Origin of the sequence: Kitasatospora sp. NPDC088160 (assembly GCF_044741445.1) — a bacterium.
Taxonomy (GTDB): domain Bacteria; phylum Actinomycetota; class Actinomycetes; order Streptomycetales; family Streptomycetaceae; genus Kitasatospora.
This window is the reverse complement of the sequence record NZ_JBIUSS010000023.1, coordinates 131,473-150,708: the sequence shown is the minus strand read 5'-3', so window position 1 is coordinate 150,708 and position 19,236 is coordinate 131,473. Positions and strand designations below refer to the sequence as shown.

The following is a 19,236-nucleotide window of genomic DNA, read 5'->3' as shown; positions in this document are numbered from 1 at the left end:
ATGGGGTGGGCGGTCGGGTCGGTACAGACAGAGGTGCCCCGCGCGGCGGTGAGCCGGGCGGGGCACCTCTGGTGTGTCTGCGGGTTTAGAAGTCGTCGTCGAAGGCGACGGAGCCCTCGACGGCGACCTGGTACGCGGAGACGCGGCGCTCGAAGAAGTTGGTCAGCTCCTGGACGTTCTGGAGTTCCATGAACCCGAACGGGTTCGTCGACCCGTAGCGGATCGGCAGGCCGAGGCGGGCGAGGCGCTGGTCGGCCACGGCCTCCAGGTACTGGCGCATGGAGTCGGTGTTCATGCCGGCGAGGCCGTCGCCGCACAGGTCCTGGGCGAACTGGAGCTCGGCCTCGACGGCCTCCTCCAGCATCTCCGTGACCTGCTTGGCCATCTCGTCGTCGAAGAGGTCGGGCTCCTCCTCGCGGACGGTGTCGACGACCGACATCGCGAAGTCCATGTGCATGGACTCGTCGCGGAACACCCAGTTGGTGCCGGTGGCCAGGCCGTGCAGCAGACCGCGGGACCGGAACCAGTACACGTACGCGAACGCGCCGTAGAAGAACAGGCCCTCGACGCACGCCGCGAAGCAGATCAGGTTCAGGAGGAACGCGCGGCGGTCCTCCTTGGTCTGGAGCGAGTCGATGTGGTCGACGGCGTTCATGTACTTGAAGCAGAACTGCGCCTTCTGGCGGATGGAGGGGATGTTCTCCACCGCGGCGAAGGCCGCGTTGCGGTCCTCGGGGTCGGGCAGGTAGGTGTCGAGCAGCGTCAGGTAGAACTGGACGTGCACGGCCTCCTCGAAGAGCTGGCGCGACAGGTACAGCCGCGCCTCCGGGGAGTTGATGTGCTTGTAGAGGCTCAGCACCACGTTGTTGGAGACGATCGAGTCCCCGGTGGCGAAGAAGGCGACCAGGCGGCCGATGAGGTGGCGCTCGCCCTCGCTGAGCTTGGCCAGGTCGGCGACGTCGGAGTGCAGGTCCACCTCCTCGACGGTCCAGGTGTTCTTGATCGCGTCCCGGTACCGGTCGTAGAACGACGGGTAGCGCATCGGGCGCAGGGTCAGCTCGAAGCCGGGGTCGAGCAGCATCTTCTCGCGGTCGGGGGTGCTCACTGGCAGGCCTCGCAGGACTCGGGGTTCTCCAGGGAGCAGGCCAGCGCGGCCTCCTCCTCCGGGGTGAGGGTCGGGGTGTTCACGGGCACGGACGAGGACGCGGGCGCGGGCGCGGCGGCGCGGGCGGTACCGGAGGCGGCCTGGGCGATCCGGGTCGCCGGGCGCGAGCGCAGGTAGTAGGTGGTCTTGAGACCGACCTTCCACGCGTAGGCGTACATCGAGCTGAGCTTGCCGATGGTCGGCGCCGCCATGAACAGGTTCAGCGACTGGCTCTGGTCGAGGTACGGCATGCGGGCCGCGGCCAGGTCGATCAGCGCGCGCTGGGGCAGCTCCCAGGCGGTGCGGTACAGCGAGCGGACCTCGGCGGGCAGCCAGCCCAGCTCCTGGACGGAGCCGTTGGCCTCGCGCAGGGCGTCGCGGGTCTGCTGGTCCCAGACGCCGAGCTCCTTGAGCTCGCGCACCAGGTACGGGTTGACCTGGAGGAACTCGCCGGACAGCGTCTCGCGCTTGAACAGGTTGGAGACCTGCGGCTCGATGCACTCGTAGACGCCGGCGATGGACGCGATGGTCGCGGTCGGCGCGATGGCCAGCAGCAGCGAGTTGCGCAGGCCGGTCTCGGCGATGCGGGCGCGCAGCGCGGTCCAGCGGTCGGCCCACTGCGGGGCGGCCGTCGGGAAGTGGTCGATGTGCAGCTCGCCGCGGGCGGCGCGGGTCTCGCCGTAGGCCTCGTGGCGGCCCAGCTGCTCGGCCAGGTCGGCGGAGCGCTCGTACGCGGTGAGCATGATGCGCTCGGCGATGAGGGTGGACAGCCGCGCGGCCTCGGCGGAGTCGAAGTCGATCCGCAGCTTGAAGAAGACGTCCTGGAGGCCCATCACGCCGAGGCCGACCGGGCGCCAGCGGGAGTTGGAGGTGCCGGCCTCGGTGGTCGGGTAGAAGTTGATGTCCACCACGCGGTCGAGGAACGTCACGGCGGTGCGGACGGTGGCGTCGAGGCGCTCCCAGTCCATGGCGCCGAGCAGGTCGTCGACGGAGGCCCCCGGGGCGACGTGGGCGCCGAGGTTGACCGAGCCGAGGTTGCAGACGGCGGTCTCGGAGTCGTCCGTGACCTCCAGGATCTCGGTGCACAGGTTCGAGGAGTGCACCGTGCGGCCGGGCAGCGCGGTCTGGTTGGCGGCGCGGTTGGAGGCGTCCTTGAAGGTCATCCAGCCGTTGCCGGTCTGCGCCAGGGTGCGCATCATCCGGGCGTACAGGGTCTGCGCGGGGATGGTGCGCACGGCCTTGCCGGCCAGCTCGGCCTTGCGGTAGGCCTCGTCGAAGTCGGAGCCCCACAGGTCGACGAGCTCGGGCACGTCGGCGGGGGAGAACAGCGACCAGTCCTCGTTGGCGTTGACCCGGCGCATGAACTCGTCCGGGATCCAGTGCGCCAGGTTGAGGTTGTGGGTGCGCCGCGCCTCCTCGCCGGTGTTGTCGCGGAGCTCCAGGAACTCCTCGATGTCGGCGTGCCAGGTCTCCAGGTAGACGCAGGCCGCGCCCTTGCGGCGGCCGCCCTGGTTGACGGCGGCGACCGAGGAGTCGAGGGTGCGCAGGAACGGGACGATGCCGTTGGACTTGCCGTTGGTGCCGCGGATCAGGCTGCCGCGCGAGCGGATGCGCGAGTAGGACAGGCCGATGCCGCCGGCGTGCTTGGACAGCCGGGCGATCTGCGCGTAGCGGTTGTAGATCGAGTCCAGGTTGTCCAGCGGGGAGTCGAGCAGGTAGCAGCTCGACATCTGCGGGTGCCGGGTGCCGGAGTTGAACAGGGTCGGCGAGGAGGTCAGGTACTCCAGCCGGCTCATCAGGCCGTACAGCTCGGCGACCTCCCGCACCGACTGCTCGCTGTCGCCGACCGCCAGGCCGCAGGCGACGCGGAGCAGGAAGTGCTGCGGGGTCTCGATGACCTTGCGGGTGATCGGGTGGCGCAGCAGGTAGCGGGACTGCACGGTGCGCAGGCCGAAGTACTCGAAGCGGTCGTCGCCGTGCGCGTCGATCAGCGCGTCCAGGGCGGCGGCGTGCTTGGTGACGAAGGCGGCGGTGGTGCCGCCGATCAGGCCCTCGGCGTGGCCGACGGCGATCGAGGCGGCGAAGGAGCGCGAGCCCTGGCTGTTCGCCTCGTCGACGATCTCCAGGGCGAGCAGCCGGGCGGCCAGCTTCGAGTACTGGGGGTCCTCGGCGATCATCGACGCGGCGGCGTCCACGGCCAGCCCGCGCAGCTCGGCGAAGTCCGAGCCGGCGTGGCGGCCGCGCAGCGCGGCGGCGGCGACATGGCCGGGGTCCACCTGGGGGAGATCGACGCTGCGGTCGGTGAGCAGCCGAAGGAGCGCGCCGCCGGGGTCGGAGACCGTCGGGTCGGTGGGGGCGGGGCCGGTGCCCTGGGCGGGCAGGGTGGCTGAGGCAGCGGTGGTCAAGGCGCTCTCTCCTGGCGGCGATCGGCGGCGGTGATCGGGGGGTACCGGGCCGTTCGGGGCAGGGGAGCACGGCACGTACGCAGGAAGCGTCGCGCGACAGTGGCGTCCCCGGCCCGCCCGCGAGGCCCGGAAGGTAGTTCTCGTGCTGGCGCGGCCTCTGCGGGAGGGCCCGTGCGCACACCGTCGGCAGGTACTCGGACTCGCGGGGCGGCTACTGGTAGCCGCCCGCTCACCGCTGCGGGGCAGTCCCGGATTCGCACCGGGTTCCCCTGCATCGACAGCAGGATTGAGCATACATCTAGTGGTGTCTCTCTGATGCGACCCCACATGTAGTACGGCGCGGTGTGTCGGAGCGATAACCGGTGGTGCCGGGAGGGGGCGGGTCGTGGCCTTGGGGCGCCTCGGATCCGGGCTCCCGACGCCCTGATTCCGGGCCCCGGCGTCCTGGTTTCGATACGGAACGGTCACCGGGCGGACCGGTTGCCGCGGGCATGCCCTACGATCTGGGCGCATGAGCGAGCGAAGCGCCGAGGGGCGCGTTTCGCGAAGCGATCATCGAGCGAAGCGAGGGGGCGCGTGAGCGACGGAACTGGCGCACCCGGGCAGGGTCCGCAGGGAACGCCTCCCCCCGGGCCGGGGGACGCGCACGGTCAGCAGCCGCCGGTGGTGCCCGGTCCGGTGTTGCCGCCGAGCGGGGGCTTCGGGCCGCCGCCGGCCTCGTACGGGCCTCCGGTGCCGCCCGCGCAGCCGGTGGCGCAGCCCGGTCCGCCGGGGCAGCCTCCGCTGCCGCAGCCGGGACCGCCAGGGCAGCAGCTGCCGCCGCAGTGGCAGCCGAACCCCCAGGCGCACCCCCAGCCGCATCCCCAGCCGCATCCGCAGCCGTACCCGCAGCCCCAGGCGCCGCAGCGCGCCGAGCCGAACTGGGAGGCGCTGGCGGACCGCAACGCGGCGGACGGCAAGCGCCGCCGCCGACTGCGGGCCCTCGGCGTGGCGGTCGCGGTCGTCCTGGTCGGCGGCCTGATCGCGGGCGGGGCGGTGCTGCTGACGAAGGGCGGCGGCGACAAGCCGGTCGCCGGGCCGATCGCCTCGGCCTCCAACCGGCCGTCCTCCGCCGCATCGGGTGCCGCCCGGAGTGCCGCGCCGAGTGCCGCCGCAACCCCGGGCGGGAACCCGTCCGGCACCCCGGGCGGAGCGCCGGACGACCCGTCGAAGCCGATCTGGGAGGCCGCCACCGACCCGGCGCCGCAGGACGCGGGGGCACTGTTCTCCGCGCTCCAGGTGACGGTCAACGGCGCCACCTGGAACCGGACCTTCGTCTCGCTGGACTCGCCCTGCTGGGACGGGAACTCGACGACCGGCGGGCTCGGCAAGGTCCTCGGTGACCAGGGCTGCCAGAAGGTGCTCCGGGCGACCTACGTCTCCGGCGACAGCGCGGTGACCGTCGGCGTCGCGGTCTTCGACCACAAGATCCAGGCCGAGACCTCGATGAAGAGCTACACCGGCCACCTCAAGGGCGCCGTCGCGCCGGGCGCGCCGGCCTTCTGCGCCACTCCGGGCTGCACCAACACGCACAACACCCTGGGCCGGTACGCCTACTTCACGGTCGAGGGCTCGGCGAAGGGCGGCGACACCGCCGACGCCACCGCCACCGCGGCGGCCGTCGGCTTCGGCGAGCACGTGAAGGGCCAGCTGCTCCAGCGCGCCAAGGCCGCGTCCGCGGCCGCGCCGGGTGCGTCGGGGGCCGCCGCGGCCGGCTGATCCGCCGTGGCACCCCGGCCCCGGCGGGTTCGCTCGCCGGTGCCGGGGGAGTGTGGCAGGCTCTCGGGGGCAGTCATTCGCACGAGTGTTCCGGTTGTGTCCGCCTGGGCCGGTGCCGGCGAGCAACCGGAGGAGCGGTCCGTGGCCCTGCCCAGAGCCCTGCGCGGCAGGCCCGCCGTCCTGGCCGCGGCCGGGGTCGTGGTCGCCGCGGGCGCCGTGGCGCTGTTGCAGCGTGACGGCCGGGCCGACGGCGAACGGCCCGCCCGCGTCCCGGTGACGGTCGGCCTCCCCGGCCGCACCCTGCCGCCGGAGGTCGGCCGGGACCTGCTCGCCCGGGATCCGCAGGCCTCGCCGAACGCCCGGGCCGTCCAGCAGCTGCTCGCCGACCTGGAGGACCGGGCCCGCACCGGGCAGAGCGGCGGGACGGTGATCGGCCAGCACGTCGAGGCGCACAACGAGCGCAACAACCCCGAGTACGGCGACTACCGCGGCACCAAGCAGGTCGGCTACTACTACAAGAAGGCCGCCGACCTCACCGGCAAGCTGCCCGGCTTCGTCGAGACCGACCTCGGCCCCGGCTACGGCCAGACCGGCTGGGGCGTCGGCGACCCGCGCTCCTACTCGGCCGGCCGGTGGCCCACCTGCCGGGCCGGCTGGCAGTACACCGACGACGCCGTCGACCTGCTCTCCGCCGTCTGGTCCGGTCACCCGCGCGCCGACGACGGCAGCTACGGCACGGCCGGCGTCCAGCACAACTGCGACGGCACCACCACCGAACTGCCCGACAACGGCGGGGGGCCGGCCGGGATCGTCGGCATGTCCTTCCACCAGCCCTACCCGGGTTCGGACGTCAAGTCCTTCGAGCAGGTGCTCTGTTCGAACTCTCCGGCCGCCAAGGACAAGGGCTGGTTCGGCCGGGTCGTCGACAGCGCGCACGACACCCCCGAGTACCGCGCGCTGATGACCGACCTGTCCTACCTGGCCGACCACCTGGAGTACCTGGCCGCCCACGACGTGCCGGTGCTGCTGCGCCCGTACCACGAGATGAACGTGCAGGATTGCTCCCGCAGGTTCTGGTGGTCGGGCCAGAAGCCGGCCGACTACCAGGCGCTGTGGCGGATCACCTACCGCTACCTGGTGGAGACCAGGGGCCTGCACAACCTGCTGTTCGTCTGGACGCCGGTGTCCTGGGACGGAGCCCCCGGCGCGGACCCGTGGGACTACTACCCGGGCTCGCAGTACGTCGACGTGGTCGGGGTGGACGACTACAGCGGCAGCCCCGCGCACCCGATCGGCACCGGCGAGGTGTGGACCAAGCGGTACTACGACGGACTCGCCGGCTACGGCAAGCCGCGGATCCTGGCCGAGTCCTTCGCCGTCCCGGTCAACTCCCGCCAGCCGGACACGCTGCGGTGCACGCCCTGGACGATCTGGACGGTCTGGGGGCAGTCGCTCACCTCGGACAACCTGACGCTGGACCAGCCGCGCAACTCCAGCGCGGACGTCAACGCCACCTACCACAGCCCGCTGGCGCTCACCGGCGGCGCCGGCCCGTTCGGCGCGAACGTCGACTGGGGCGGCCTGCACGTTCGTTGAGCCGGTCCGCAGGGTCGTCGAGCCGCCCCCGCGCGTCCGCCGAGCCGGTCGCCGTGAGGTGCGCTACACCACCGAATTCCGTTGAACGGCCGGAATACCGTGTCCGTTGTGCCGTGTGGCATCCTGTGGCGGCGAAGCCGAGGGGCTGACGCCGGGACGGGCCCGGCGGGGCGGGGGTGCGGGATGGGACAGGCGCGTGCGATGCGCGCGGCCGGCGGCATCGCCGTCGGCTGGGGCGTGGTGCTGCTGGCTTGGGCGGCGTACAACTGCTTCGGCCAGGTCGGGTTCGCGACCTACGTCAAAGGCATCTTCTACTACGGCGGCACCTCGGTGGACGCCGAGACCGGCAGCCTCAACTACGGCCTGATCTACCTGCTTTCGGGAATCCTGCTGCTGCGCGGGCGCAGCTGGGCGCTCGGGGTGGCGGCCGGCGTCGCACTGGTCGAGGGGTACAACCGGGTGCGCAGCCTGACCGGCGCGCTCCTGGACAAGCCGCAGCGGGAGTGGTTCACCAGCACCACCGAGGGCGGGCTCAAGCTCGCGACCTTCGCGCTCGGCGTGGCCGTCACCGCGGCGCTGATCCTGCTGCTGGCCCGGCTGAAGTGGCGGGAGCCGCGGGCGCCGGAGGCCGCCGCGGCGTCGGGCGGCCAGGTGCACTGGTCGCTGCTGCGGACGATCCCGGCCGAGCCGGCCCCGGGCCCGCAGCCGTACCAGCAGCCGCCGTTCCAGCACCAGCACCAGCACCAGTCCGCCTGGCCGCAGCCGCAGCCGCAGCCGCAGGCCGCCTGGCCACCGCAGCCGCCCTTCCAACAGCAGCCGCAGCCCGCGTGGCCGCAGCAGCCCCCGGCCTCGCAGCCGCAGTCGCAGCCCGCTGCCTGGCCGCAGTCGGCGCCGGCCCAGCCGGCCCAGCCTTCGCAGCCGTCACAGCCGGTGCCGTACGCGCAGCAGGCCGCCCAGCCGGCCCCGCACCCGTCGACGCTCGCCCAGCAGCCGTGGCCCGCCGCGCCGCCGGTGACGCCCGGTCCGGTCGCCCCCGGTCCGGTCGCCCCCGGTCCGGGCGTCTCCCCGGCCGACCGTCCGCCGGCCGACCGTCCGCCGACGGACCGCCCGCCGCAGGCCTGAACCTCCGCAGCCCCGGACCGCTCGCGAACGACCCGGCTCCCGCACGGGATCGGCCCGACACCAGACGAGGAGCGACTTTCGCCATGCCATCGACATCCCCCGCACGGACGGTGCTCACCACGTCCCGCGAGGCCGCCCGGCTCGCCGAGCGACAGATGTCGTGGAAGCCCCGGGTCCTCCCGTTCTACTTCTCCTTCACGGTCATCTTCGCCTTCTCGGTCTGGGCCTACGTGCCCAACCCCACCCCGCTCGGCTGGACGATCACCATCCTGTGGGGGATGCCGGTGTTCGGCGTCCTGATCGGCTTCCAGGGCGTGCTGATGGTCCGCCGCCGGCTGCGCCAGGTGAGCCGGATGACGCCGGCCGTGCCGGTCGAGGACGACTTCCTGATCGTGCTGGTGCCGACCATCGGCCGCCACGACACCTATCCGGCGCTGGAGCGCTCGGTGCTCTCGTACGTCGAGCACCTGCCGGCCTACTTCCCGTGGATGCGGGTGGACGTCCTCACCGAGGAGGGCTGCGCGGCCGCCGAGAAGATCGACGGTCTGGCCGCCCGCAACCCGCTGATCCGGGTGGTGACCGTGCCGAAGGCCTACGAGACGGCCAACGGCACCAAGTTCAAGGCCCGCGCCAACCACTACTCGCACGAGCTGCGGATCGAGGAGGGCGAGGCCGAGGACGACGTCTGGGTGCTGCACATGGACGACGACACCGGCGTCGGCCCGGACACCGCCGCCGCCGTCGCGCAGTTCGTCAACCGGCAGCGCCGGGCCGGGGACGACGCCAAGCACATGGCGCAGGGCATCCTGACGTACCCGCGGGAGAACGCCGTCTCCACCTTCACCTGGCTCGCCGACGCGATCCGCCCGGCCGACGACATCGCCCGCTTCCGCGCGATGACCGGCACCGGCACCCCGATCGCCGGCGTGCACGGCGAACTGCTCCTGATGCGCTCCTCGGTGGAGGCCACCATCGGCTGGGACTTCGGCCCGAAGACCATCGTGGAGGACGCCCAGATGGCGCTGAACTTCTGCCAGCGCTACCCGGGCCGCAGCGACTGGTTCAACGGGCGCTGCTACGGCGCCTCGCCGGCCGGGGTCAAGGACTTCCTCAAGCAGCGCGAGCGCTGGGCCTGGGGCCTGGTCGCGCTCTGCTTCAACAGGACGATCCCGCTGCGGTACCGGCTGTTCATCGGGATGGGCATGGTCAGTTGGGTGCTCGGCCCGCTCCAGCACGTCGGCCTGGTGCTGCTGGTCGCCTGGTTCACCGGCACCTGGAACACCTCCCCGGTCACCCAGTCCGTGGTGCTGGTCTGGTCGATCAACTTCGCCTACGTCATCTGGACGTACTGGGAGGGCCTGCGCCTGAACGTCGTCGCCTCGGCGAACCACCGGCGCAAGTGGTGGGAGCCGATCGTCGTGGTGGCGGCCATCCCGCTGTTCTCCTTCCTGGAGGGCTGGGGCGGCCTGCGCGGGCTGGTCAAGTTCCTCAAGGGCGAGGAGAACAAGTTCGTCGTCATCGCCAAGCCGGCCTGATCGGAGGTCACCGCTGTGAAGCGCCCCGCCATCTTCATCCTGCCGACCGTGGTGGTCGCCATCACCGTCGCCGTCCCGGTGGTCTGGGGGGACCACCCGCTCAAGTTCGTCCACCAGCGCCCGACCGCCGTGCACTGGGCCGGCTCCGCGACCGAGCAGGGACGGGTCTGGGGCTTCGGCAAGGACGCGCCGCCGGTCGAGGACACCGGCCCCAGGGTGGCCCGCCCGTGGGCCGAGGGCAGCCCCGAGTGGGGTGTGCAGGTGTACTGGCTGGACGATCCGGCGGACCCGGACAACTTCGTCCAGGGCAAGGTCGACCGCATCGTCAAGTACGTCGTCGGGCTGAACGCCAACTCCCTGTCGGTGACCTTCCCGTACTACACGACGGGCACCAGGTCGAACGCCGTCGCCGCCCGGCCGACCACCCCCACCCCGGAGCGGCTGGCCCTGCTGCTGGACGCCGCCCACCGGGCGGGCCTGCGCACCACCATCCGTCCGATCATGGACGAGGACGTCTTCGACTACCTCAACACCCTCAAGTGGCGCGGCAACATCGCACCGACCGACCGGGACGCCTGGTTCGCCAGCTACGCCGCCTTCCTGACGCCCTACCTGAAGACCGCCCAGGAGCACTCCGCGGCCGAGGTCACCATCGGCACCGAGTTCAACTCGCTGGAGGGCGACCCGCGGTGGCCCGGTCTCATCGACCAGGCGCGGAAGACCTTCCACGGCGAGCTGGTGTACGACGCGAACTTCGACAACTGGTCCAAGGGCCCGATAGCGGTGCCGGCGGACGGCACGGGCGTGGACGCCTACCCGCCGGCCAAGTCGGCCGGTGACGACGCCCCGGTCGCCGACCTGAGGGCCAGCTGGAACGCCTGGCTCGACAAGCGCGGCAGCGGTCCGCAGCCGACCACCAAGCTCACCGAGGTGGGCATCCCGGCGCAGAAGGGCGCCTACAAGACGCCCGGCGAGTACTACAAGAAGACCGAGCTGAACGAGGCCGTCCAGGCGACCTGGTTCACCGCGGTCTGCCAGGTGGCGCAGGAGCGCAAGCTGCGCGGGCTGTACTTCTGGTCGCTGTACTTCGGCATCGACCCGAACCTGCCGACCAACCAGGACACCCCGCGGATGGACTACGCCGGGCGCCCGGCCTCCGAGCAGGCGATCCGCGACTGCTTCGCGCAGACCTACGAACTGCCGCCGTCCTAGGCTCCGGTCAGGGCGCGGTCCGGCCGGGCTTGGCCGAACTCGGCCGGCCCGTGGGCTTGGTGGTGGTCGGCGTCGTGGCCGTCGGAGTCGGCGTGGGTGTGGGCGTCGGTGTCGAGGTCGGCGTCGGGGCGGCCGTGGGCGGCCCCGTCGGCGGTCCGGTCAGTCCGTCCGCGATCTGCTGCTCCAGCCACGGCGTCACGAACCGCATGCCGGCCGGAGTGAGGTGCACCCCGTCGTTGGCGGGGGTGACCCAGTGGCCGTCGCGGTCCTTCCACGCGCAGGTCTCGTACGGGCAGAAGAAGGTGTTGAGGTCGACCAGCCGGACGGCGCCGGCGGTGGCCTTCACGTAGGCGGCGACCTGCTGGTCGTAACAGGTGCCCCAGCCCTTGTCGATGGCGCCGTTCTCGACCCGTTCGTTCATCAGCAGCACCCGGGCGCCGGGCGCGCGGCGACGGACCTGGTCCACGGCCTGGGTGAGCTGGGTGGTGTAGCGGCTCCTGTAGTCCTCCTCGCAGGGGCTGAGCCAGCTGCCGTCGAGGTACTGCTCGGCGGCGTCCCAGCCGAGGTGGATCACGACGGCCTGCGGGGCGGCGCCGGTGAGTTGCCGGTCCCACGCGGCGGCCCGGTCGCGGCACTCCCGGCTGGTGTCGAACTCCTCGCCGGAGGTGGTGCGCACCTTGTCCGGGTCGAACACGCCGCAGCCGCTGATCCCGCCGTCGACCACCCGGTAGCGGTCGCCGTGCCGGTAGAGGCCGGTGGCGAGGTCCTGGGCGAAGGAGTCGCCGAGGACGAGGACCGCGGGCTTGCCGCTCGGCCCGGACCGCATGTCGTACTGGACCCAGGCGGGCAGGTACCAGGCGCCGGTGGTGGCCACCGCCGTGGCGACGGCCAGCAGCGGGACGGCCGGGAAGGCCCGCCAGCGCAGCACCCGCAGCTTCTCGGTGCCGGTGTGCATCAGCCAGGCCAGCACCCAGGAGAGCGGTGCGCCGATGGCGAGCAGCAGTTGCGGCGAGATGTCGTCGACGTAGTGCTGGAGCAGCCAGTACACCGGCAGGTGGAGCAGGTAGAGGCTGTAGGAGATGGTGCCGGTGAGCCGCAGCGGGGGCAGTGACAGCAGCCGGACCAGCGGGCCCCGGTCGTGGCAGAGCGAGGCGGCCAGGACGGCGGCCAGCGCCGCGACCGCGGCCAGCCCGCCCTGGTAGAGCAGCGGCTCGTGGTAGCCGCTGACGGACAGGCTGGCCCAGACCAGGCCGCCGAGGGCCGCGGTCCCGAGCAGGGCGGGCGCCAGGGTGCCGGCCGCTCCGGAGCGGTCGAGCAGGCGCCGCCGGGAGCGGGTGGCGCCGTCGCCGCCGGGGGCCGCCGCGCGGACCTGGCGGCGCAGCCGCAGGTGGACGGCGAAGGCGGCGGTGGCGCCGGCCGCGAAGCCGACCGCGCGGGTCTCGGTGCCGAGGTAGAGGCGGTCGCTGTTGTCGCCGTTCCACATCAGCGGGGCGACGAGCGCGGCGACGACGAACAGCCCGGCGGTGACGACGCCGGTCGCGCGCAGCGAGCGGCGGCAGAGACCGAAGACCGCGAGCAGCAGCAGCGGCCAGAGCGCGTAGAACTGCTCGGTGATGCTGAGCGACCACATGGCCGCGAGCGGGTCGATGGAGGCGAAGTGCTGCCAGTAGGCGTCGCCGCGGGCCAGTTGGGCCCAGTTGGCGACCTGGCCGAGCGCGGCGAGCGCCTGCGGGCGGAGGTCCCTGACGTCCCGTAGCGGGCTGACCAGTGCGGACAGCGCGACGACGAGGAGGACGGTGGCGAGCAGTCCGGGCAGCAGCCGCTTGGCCCGGCGGCGGTAGAAGACGCCGAGCCGGATGCCGTCGGTGCGGTCCAGTTCGCGGATCAGCACCAGGGTCACCAGGAAGCCGGAGAGGACGAAGAAGACGTCCACGCCGAACAGGCCGTTCTGGAACCAGTTGGTGTGGTAGAGCAGGACGGAGGCGATGGCGAGGCCGCGCAGCCCGTCGACCGCCGGGAAGCGGACGGAGGGCGGCAGCGGCCCGCGCGGCCGGGGCGCCGGTGCGGGGATCGCGTAGCGGCTGGTGGCCGGGGGCTCGATGCCCCGGGACGTGCGCATGTCCTGGAGCGTGGGGCCGCTCGCGGGCGTGCCGAGGCCGGGCCCGTCGTCCATGTGGTGCGTCCCCCCGGGATCGGTCGGCTGCCGCGACGTGGCATCAGACGTGATCTGTGGTTTATATCAAAAGACGTCCGTTGATCGTCTGTCGGTCACCGGGGAGGAGGAGAGCCGACGACGCCCCGGCCGGGCTCAGAACGCCAGGCTGTAGACCATCAGGTCCATGCCCGGGTACGGGGACCAGTCGCGCTCGGGGGTGCGGCGGAAGCCGGTCCGCTCGTAGACGCGGTGGGCGGCGGTCATCTGCGGGCGGGTGGAGAACGCCATGCCGTCCAGGGCGAGTTCGCGGCTGCGGGCGATGGTGGCGCGGACCAGGGCCTCGCCGACGCCCCGGCCGCGGGCGGCCGCGGCGGTGGCGAGCATCCGGATCTCGCCCTCGCGCGGGCCGGCGATGTCGGCCCACTCGGTGCCGCCGACGGCGTAGGTCACGCAGCCGAGGACCCGTCCTTCGGCCTGGTCGACCGCGACCAGGAGCTCGGCCTCCCGGGCCCGGCGGGCGGCGTCGCGCAGGAGCTCGACGTAGCTGCTCTCGGGCGAGGTGTGGCCGTCGCCGACGAAGGCCTCGACGGTGATGCGGCCGGCGTCGTCGAGGTCCTCCGGAAGGGCCTGGCGGATGAGGATGTCCATCCCGTCAGTGTGCCGGAACCGTCCGGGGTGGTGATCTCCGGGGTGGCCCGGACCGGGAGGGTGGCCGGGTCGGCGGAGGGGCGCAGCGAGGCGGCGGGCATGGTGCCGTACAGCCGGTCCAGGCGTTCCGGGCCGGCCGGGTAGCCGCCCGGGCGGTGCCAGTTGTCGCGGCCGGTGGCGGCGCCGCGGGCGACCTCCCGGCCGATCAGGGTGCCGAGCAGGCCGAAACCGCCGACGGCCCCGACCAGGGCGATTGCGCTTGCGAGAGTGCCGCTGTCCATGGCTCCACTCTGGTCGGGCGGGGCGGCGGCCACGAGTGGCAGGAATGACTGATCTCATCGAAAAACTGCCATCCGGCCCTTCCGTCGCCGGTGCCGGCCGGGGCATCCTGGGCGGCATGCTGAAGAACGTGGTCGCGGTGGTGCTGGAGGAGATCCACCCCTTCGAGCTCGGTGTCGCCTGCGAGGTCTTCGGCCTCGACCGCACGGCCGACGGCCTGCCCGGGTACGACTTCGCGATCGCCGGCGCCCGCCCCGGGCCGCACACGACGCACGCCGGGTTCGCGGTGGACGTCCCGCACGGCCCCGAGCGGCTGGCCGGGGCCGACCTGGTGGTGGTCACCGCGACGGCGATCCGCCCGGAGTACCCGGAGCCGCTGCTGGCGGCGCTGCGCTCGGTGGTGGCGGACGGCGGCAGGGTGCTGTCCATCTGTAGCGGCGCCTTCGTGCTCGGCGCCGCCGGGCTGCTGGACGACCGCCGCTCCACCACCCACTGGCGGCACAGCGAGGACCTGGCCCGGCGCTTCCCGCGGACCGCCGTCGAGCCGGACGTGCTGTACGTGGACGACGACCCGGTGATCACCTCGGCCGGGACGGCCGCCGGCATCGACGCCTGCCTGCACCTGGTGCGCAAGGTGCAGGGCGCCGAGGTGGCCCGGGGGATCGCCCGCCGGATGGTGGTGGCGCCGCACCGGGAGGGCGGGCAGGCCCAGTTCGTGAGCCGCCCGCTGCCCGGCGGCGACGGCGACTCGCTGGCGCCGCTGCTCGACTGGATGCGCCACCACCTGGACCGGGACTGCACCGTCGAGCAGTTGGCCGCCAGGGTCCACATGTCCCCGCGCACCTTCGCCCGCCGCTTCCAGCAGGAGACCGGCACCACGCCGCACCGCTGGCTGACCGGGCAGCGGGTGCTGCTCGCCCAGCGGCTGCTGGAGTCCACCGCCGAACCGGTGGACGCGATCGCCGCCCGCTGCGGCTTCGGCAACGCGGCCGCGCTGCGGCACCACTTCGGGCGCCGGCTGGGGACCACGCCGCTGGCCTACCGGCGCTGCTTCGCCTGCCCGGACGACGAGACGTGACCGGGCGACGAGGTGTGACCGGGCGACGGGGAGTGACCGGGCGACGGGGAGTGACCGGGCGACGAGGCGCGACCGGACGAGGGCGCGTGACGGCTCGTCAATTCTCCGGGGCGAGGTGGTCGACGGTGTTCCAGCGCTCCGGGTGCAGCCGCCCGTCCTGGGCGCGCCACAGGCTGGTGGAACAGTTGCGCACCGGCGCGAGCGCGGTGAGCCGTTCCTCGGTGAGCCGCTCCAGCACGTAGCGCAGCATCAGCACCGTGCAGTCGTGCGCGACCAGCAGGACGGGCCGCCCGGCCTCCTCCTCGCAGACGTCCCGCAGCAGGCTGCGCACCCGCAGCGCGACGTCGGCCCAGGACTCGCCGCCGGGCGGCCGGTAGTACAGCTCGCCCATCTTGCGCCGCCGGGCGGACTCCTCCGGGTGCTTGGCCTCGATCGCGGCCCGCGTCAGCATCTCCAGGACGCCCAGCTCGCGGTCGCGCAGCCGCTCGTCGTGGCGCACGGCGAGGGTGACCGGGACGGCGCCGAGCCCGGCGGCCTGGGCGAGCGCGATCCGGGCGGTCTCGGTGGTGCGCACGTACGGCGAGCACCAGACGCTGCGCGGGCGGTCGGTGCTGGGCAGGGCGGCCCACCAGCGGCCGAGCGCCTGGGCCTGCTGCTGGCCGTGCAGCGACAGCGGGATGTCGGCGTCCCGGCAGCTGATCGGGACGCTGAGCGCGCCGGTGGCCTCGGCCAGCTGGAACTCGACGTTGGCGGTGGACTCGCCGTGTCGGGTGGCGATCAGCAGGGACGGCAGCCGGGTGGCCGACGCCGGGCGGTGGGTGGTGAGGTGGTGCGGGCTCTGGGTGGACTGGTGCTGGCCGTTGAGGGTGGTGCCGAGTTCTGCCATGGCCGCGTGCTCCCCGTGGGTCGATCAGTTGCCGGCCGGTCGCCGGTCCGGTCTGGTGGTGCCCTGCGAAGGCGGCTGTTCATACATATGATCGCGCCGCCTTCTCCAGTGTTCACGGAGAGGGCGGCGCGATCACAGGGCGCGTGCGGCGCGAATCAGTGCGCCGCTACGGGCTCCGGCGCGTTCTCCGGCTCCTCGTCGCCGGCCTCGGCGCTGTAGTCGGCGGGCCTGGTCTCGTCCGGGCCCTCGGGTGCCTTGACGGCGCGCAGCACCAGGGTGAGCGCCACCGCGACGATCAGGTTGAGCGCGAAGGCGGTCAGGCCGATGTAGCCGATCTCGCCGATGCCGGGGATCGCGGCCGCGTTGCCGCCGAAGTGCTTGGTGGCGGGGCTCGCGATGCCGTAGGCCTTCCAGGTGCCGTAGGCCATGCCGGCCGCCCAGCCGGCGAACAGCGCCCAGTGGTGGAACCAGCGGGTGAACAGGCCGCCGACGATCGCCACGAAGGTCTGGAGGATCCACAGGCCGCCGAGCAGTTGGAGGTTGATTGCGGCCTGCTTGTCCATGCCGAGCACGAAGACCAGCGCGCCGACCTTCACCAGCAGCGAGACCAGCTTGGCGATCCGGGTCTCGTCCGCCGGGGTGGCGGCGGGCTTCAGCCACTCCTTGTAGATGTTGCGGGTGAACAGGTTGGCCGCCGCGATCGACATGATGGCGGCCGGCACCAGCGCGCCGATCCCGATCGCCGCGAAGGCCACGCCGGTGAACCAGTCCGGGAACATGTCGGCGAACAGCTGCGGCACGGACAGCTGGGCGTTGAACTTCTTGTCGCCCTTGCCGACGCCCGCCGCGATGGCCATGAAGCCAAGCAGCGCCAGCAGGCCCAGCATCAGCGAGTACGCGGGCATGATCGCCATGTTGCGGCGCACCGTGCCGCGGGACTTGGAGGCCAGCACACCGGTCACCGAGTGCGGGTACATGAACAGCGCCATCGCCGAGCCCAGCGCCAGCGTCGCGTACGTCCACTGCTTGTCGCCCGGGAGGGTCAGCGAGCCGGCGGACTTGGGGGCGCTGAACTTGTGCGCGGCCGCGTCGAAGATGTGCCCGTAGCCGCCGAGCCGGATCGGGATGTAGATCACCGCGACGATGATCACGATGTAGATCAGGGCGTCCTTGACGAAGGCGATCAGCGCCGGGGCGCGCAGCCCGGAGGAGTAGGTGTACGCGGCCAGCACGCCGAAGGCGAGGAACAGCGGCAGGTCCTTGACGAACCAGTTGGCGTTCTCGCCGCCGCCGACGCCCAGCACGTCCAGGACCGCCTGGATGCCGACGAGTTGGAGCGCGATGTACGGCATGGTGGCCAGGATCCCGGTCAGCGCGACGACCAGGGAGAGCGGCCGCGAGCCGTACCGGCCGCGGACGAAGTCGGCCGGGGTGACGTACCCGTGCACCCGGGAGACCGACCAGAGCCGGGGCAGGAAGAGGAAGACCAGCGGATAGGCGACGATCGTGTACGGCACCGCGAAGAAGCCCGCCGCACCGGTCGCGTAGACCGCCGCCGGGACGGCGACGAAGGTGTACGCGGTGTAGAGGTCGCCGCCGAGCAGGAACCAGGTGACCCAGGTCCCGAAGCTGCGGCCGCCCAGGCCCCACTCGTCCAGGTGCGCCACGTCGTCCGCGCGCCGCCAGCGGGCGGCGAGGAAGCCCATCACGGTGACCAGGACGAAGAACAGCACGAAGACCGTGAGGGCCGGCACGTTGACGTGGCTCATCGCGCGCCACCCGCCTTCCGCGCCGCCTTGCGGGCCTTCTCGTCCCGGTTGATCAGCAGGTACGCGGCCACGGTGAACACCGCCGACACCGGCACCCAGAGCAGCTGGTACCAGTAGAAGAACGGCACCCCGCCGACGCCCGGGTCGGTCTTGTCGTACGAGGACACCCACAGCGTCGCGACGATCGGCACGAGCAGGGCGAGCCCGGCCAGCACCCGTTCGGGGGTCACTGCGGGCACCCGCTCCCCGGGTGGCTCGGGCATGACAGGTTCGACGGTATCGGGATCAGACGGCATCTTCGGCTCCGCTCCGGAGGGTTCTCCCCGTCGGCGCCGCAGCCCGCGGGGCACCGCACGCCCCCGCGAACCCGCCGAGCAGCACCATCGGTGATCGACAGTCAGTACGGCTGCGCAATCTAGGGCATGGGGTGATCCATGTCACCGGGGTCGGCGCAACTTCCCGCCATCCGGACGGCATCCGGTCGTATTCGACCGGTACTGCCCCTTCCGTGACGCGAACGGGCACCGGCGCGCGCGGGTCGCGCGCGCCGGTGCCCGTGGTGGCGGGGGGAGTGCCCCGCCCGGACTGCTTCGCCCCGGACTGCTTCGCCCGGACTACTCCGGGCGCTTGAGCCGGGTGATGAACTTGTAGCGGTCGCCGCGGTAGATCGAGCGGACCCACTCCACCGGGTCGCCGTCGGCGTCGAAGGAGTGCCGGGAGAGCTGGAGCATCGGCAGTCCGAGGTCGGAGCCGAGCAGGCCGGCCTCGCGCGGGTTGGCGAGGGTGGTCTCGATGGTCTCCTCGGCCTCGGCCACGGTGACCCCGTACACCTCGCGCAGCGCCGCGTACAGCGAGTTGTGCTTGGCGAGGTTGCGCCGCAGCGCGGGGAAGCGCTTGGCGGACAGGTGGGCGACCTCGATGGCCATCGGGTCGCCGTTGGCCAGGCGCAGGCGCTCGATCCGCAGCACCCGGCCGCCGGGCTTGATGTCGAGCAGCGGGGCGAGCCGGTCGTCGGCGGTGATGTAGCCGATCTCGATCAGCCGCGAGGCGGGCTCCAGGCCCTGGGCCCGCATGTCCTCGGTGTAGGAGGTGAGCTGGAGGGCCTGGGCGACCTTGGGCTTGGCGACGAAGGTGCCCTTGCCCTGGATGCGCTCCAGCCGGCCCTCGACGACCAGTTCCTGCAGCGCCTGGCGCACGGTGGTGCGGGAGGTGTCGAACTGGGCGGCCAGCGCGCGCTCGGGCGGGACGGGGGTGCCGGCGGGCTGGGTCTCGGTGAGCTGGAGCAGGTGGCGCTTGAGACCGTAGTACTTGGGGACGCGCGCGGTCGGGTCGGCGCCGGCCTGCGTCGGGAGGTTTTTCACCTCGGGGTCGTTGACCTGGGCGGTGGTTCCCCCGTCGCTGCTCATCGGACCTGTTCTCCCGCTTCTCGCGGGGCCTTTACGGGCCCCGCCACATAGTTAACGGGTGACATCGTTGCATGTATGGCTACGGAACGAATACCTCATCACGCGATGAACGATGTGCGGTGTCGGCTTGATAACGGGTGGTCCGGATCGGTCGAACAGCCGTTGACAGGCCCATTGGTCTAGGCCAAGCTCCAGGCATCTGGTCTACACCACTAGGCCGGTCACTATGAATCCCCCCACCCG

At 72.4% G+C, this 19,236-nt stretch carries 14 protein-coding genes and 1 riboswitch; of the genes, 6 read left to right on the top strand and 8 right to left on the bottom strand.

Annotated elements, in window-relative coordinates; all coding sequences use genetic code 11:
- Positions 1–85 precede the first annotated feature (85 nt).
- Both ACIOGZ_RS31695 and ACIOGZ_RS31690 read right to left on the bottom strand, forming a co-directional pair.
- The gene (locus tag ACIOGZ_RS31695) at positions 86–1,081 is read right to left on the bottom strand and encodes a ribonucleotide-diphosphate reductase subunit beta (protein ID WP_079136257.1); all 996 of its coding nucleotides are present in this window, start codon (positions 1,079–1,081) and stop codon (positions 86–88) included.
- 20 nt (positions 1,082–1,101) lie between these two features.
- Positions 1,102–3,525: a ribonucleoside-diphosphate reductase subunit alpha gene (locus ACIOGZ_RS31690; RefSeq protein ID WP_400988602.1), complete on the bottom strand. Its 2,424-nt coding sequence runs from the start codon at positions 3,523–3,525 to the stop codon at positions 1,102–1,104.
- 191 nt (positions 3,526–3,716) lie between these two features.
- Positions 3,717–3,860, bottom strand: a riboswitch (cobalamin riboswitch).
- A gap of 421 nt (positions 3,861–4,281) precedes the next feature.
- On the opposite strand from ACIOGZ_RS31690, the gene ACIOGZ_RS31685 reads away from it, so the two are divergent.
- The 5 genes from ACIOGZ_RS31685 to ACIOGZ_RS31665 all read left to right on the top strand — a co-directional run bounded on the left by ACIOGZ_RS31685 (position 4,282) and on the right by ACIOGZ_RS31665 (position 10,772).
- The gene (locus tag ACIOGZ_RS31685; RefSeq protein WP_400988575.1) at positions 4,282–5,307 is read left to right on the top strand and encodes a hypothetical protein; all 1,026 of its coding nucleotides are present in this window, start codon (positions 4,282–4,284) and stop codon (positions 5,305–5,307) included.
- A gap of 141 nt (positions 5,308–5,448) precedes the next feature.
- Complete coding sequence (locus ACIOGZ_RS31680; RefSeq protein ID WP_400988574.1) at positions 5,449–6,903, top strand: glycoside hydrolase family 26 protein; 1,455 nt, start codon at positions 5,449–5,451, stop codon at positions 6,901–6,903.
- 183 nt (positions 6,904–7,086) lie between these two features.
- Complete coding sequence (locus ACIOGZ_RS31675) at positions 7,087–8,025, top strand: hypothetical protein (protein ID WP_400988572.1); 939 nt, start codon at positions 7,087–7,089, stop codon at positions 8,023–8,025.
- Positions 8,026–8,108: 83 nt separating this feature from the next.
- On the top strand, positions 8,109–9,560 hold the full coding sequence (locus ACIOGZ_RS31670) for a glycosyltransferase family 2 protein (protein WP_363586958.1): 1,452 nt from the start codon (positions 8,109–8,111) through the stop codon (positions 9,558–9,560).
- Between the two features lie 15 nt (positions 9,561–9,575).
- Positions 9,576–10,772, top strand: coding sequence for a glycoside hydrolase family 113 (locus ACIOGZ_RS31665; protein WP_363628675.1), 1,197 nt, complete (start codon positions 9,576–9,578; stop codon positions 10,770–10,772).
- 7 nt (positions 10,773–10,779) lie between these two features.
- Here ACIOGZ_RS31665 and ACIOGZ_RS31660 read toward each other — a convergent pair whose 3' ends face one another.
- The gene (locus ACIOGZ_RS31660) at positions 10,780–12,945 is read right to left on the bottom strand and encodes an acyltransferase family protein (protein ID WP_363628678.1); all 2,166 of its coding nucleotides are present in this window, start codon (positions 12,943–12,945) and stop codon (positions 10,780–10,782) included.
- A gap of 135 nt (positions 12,946–13,080) precedes the next feature.
- Positions 13,081–13,575 (bottom strand): GNAT family N-acetyltransferase, encoded by a 495-nt coding sequence (locus ACIOGZ_RS31655; protein WP_363586955.1) that lies wholly within the window; start codon positions 13,573–13,575, stop codon positions 13,081–13,083.
- A 397-nt stretch (positions 13,576–13,972) separates the two neighbouring features.
- On the opposite strand from ACIOGZ_RS31655, the gene ACIOGZ_RS31650 reads away from it, so the two are divergent.
- The gene (locus ACIOGZ_RS31650; RefSeq protein WP_363628680.1) at positions 13,973–14,932 is read left to right on the top strand and encodes a helix-turn-helix domain-containing protein; all 960 of its coding nucleotides are present in this window, start codon (positions 13,973–13,975) and stop codon (positions 14,930–14,932) included.
- 97 nt (positions 14,933–15,029) lie between these two features.
- On the opposite strand, the gene ACIOGZ_RS31645 is transcribed toward ACIOGZ_RS31650, so the two are convergent.
- The 4 genes from ACIOGZ_RS31645 to ACIOGZ_RS31630 all read right to left on the bottom strand — a co-directional run bounded on the left by ACIOGZ_RS31645 (position 15,030) and on the right by ACIOGZ_RS31630 (position 18,993).
- Entirely contained in the window at positions 15,030–15,818 is a 789-nt protein-coding gene (locus ACIOGZ_RS31645; protein ID WP_400988571.1) for a histidine phosphatase family protein, read from the bottom strand.
- A 155-nt stretch (positions 15,819–15,973) separates the two neighbouring features.
- Positions 15,974–17,587, bottom strand: a complete 1,614-nt coding sequence (gene mctP / locus ACIOGZ_RS31640; protein WP_400988569.1) for a monocarboxylate uptake permease MctP — start codon at positions 17,585–17,587, stop codon at positions 15,974–15,976.
- Positions 17,584–17,850 (bottom strand): DUF3311 domain-containing protein, encoded by a 267-nt coding sequence (locus ACIOGZ_RS31635; protein WP_363586951.1) that lies wholly within the window; start codon positions 17,848–17,850, stop codon positions 17,584–17,586. Before ACIOGZ_RS31635 ends, mctP begins: the two co-directional genes overlap by 4 nt.
- 351 nt (positions 17,851–18,201) lie before the next feature.
- The gene (locus ACIOGZ_RS31630) at positions 18,202–18,993 is read right to left on the bottom strand and encodes a GntR family transcriptional regulator (protein ID WP_244293370.1); all 792 of its coding nucleotides are present in this window, start codon (positions 18,991–18,993) and stop codon (positions 18,202–18,204) included.
- Positions 18,994–19,236: the final 243 nt, after the last annotated feature.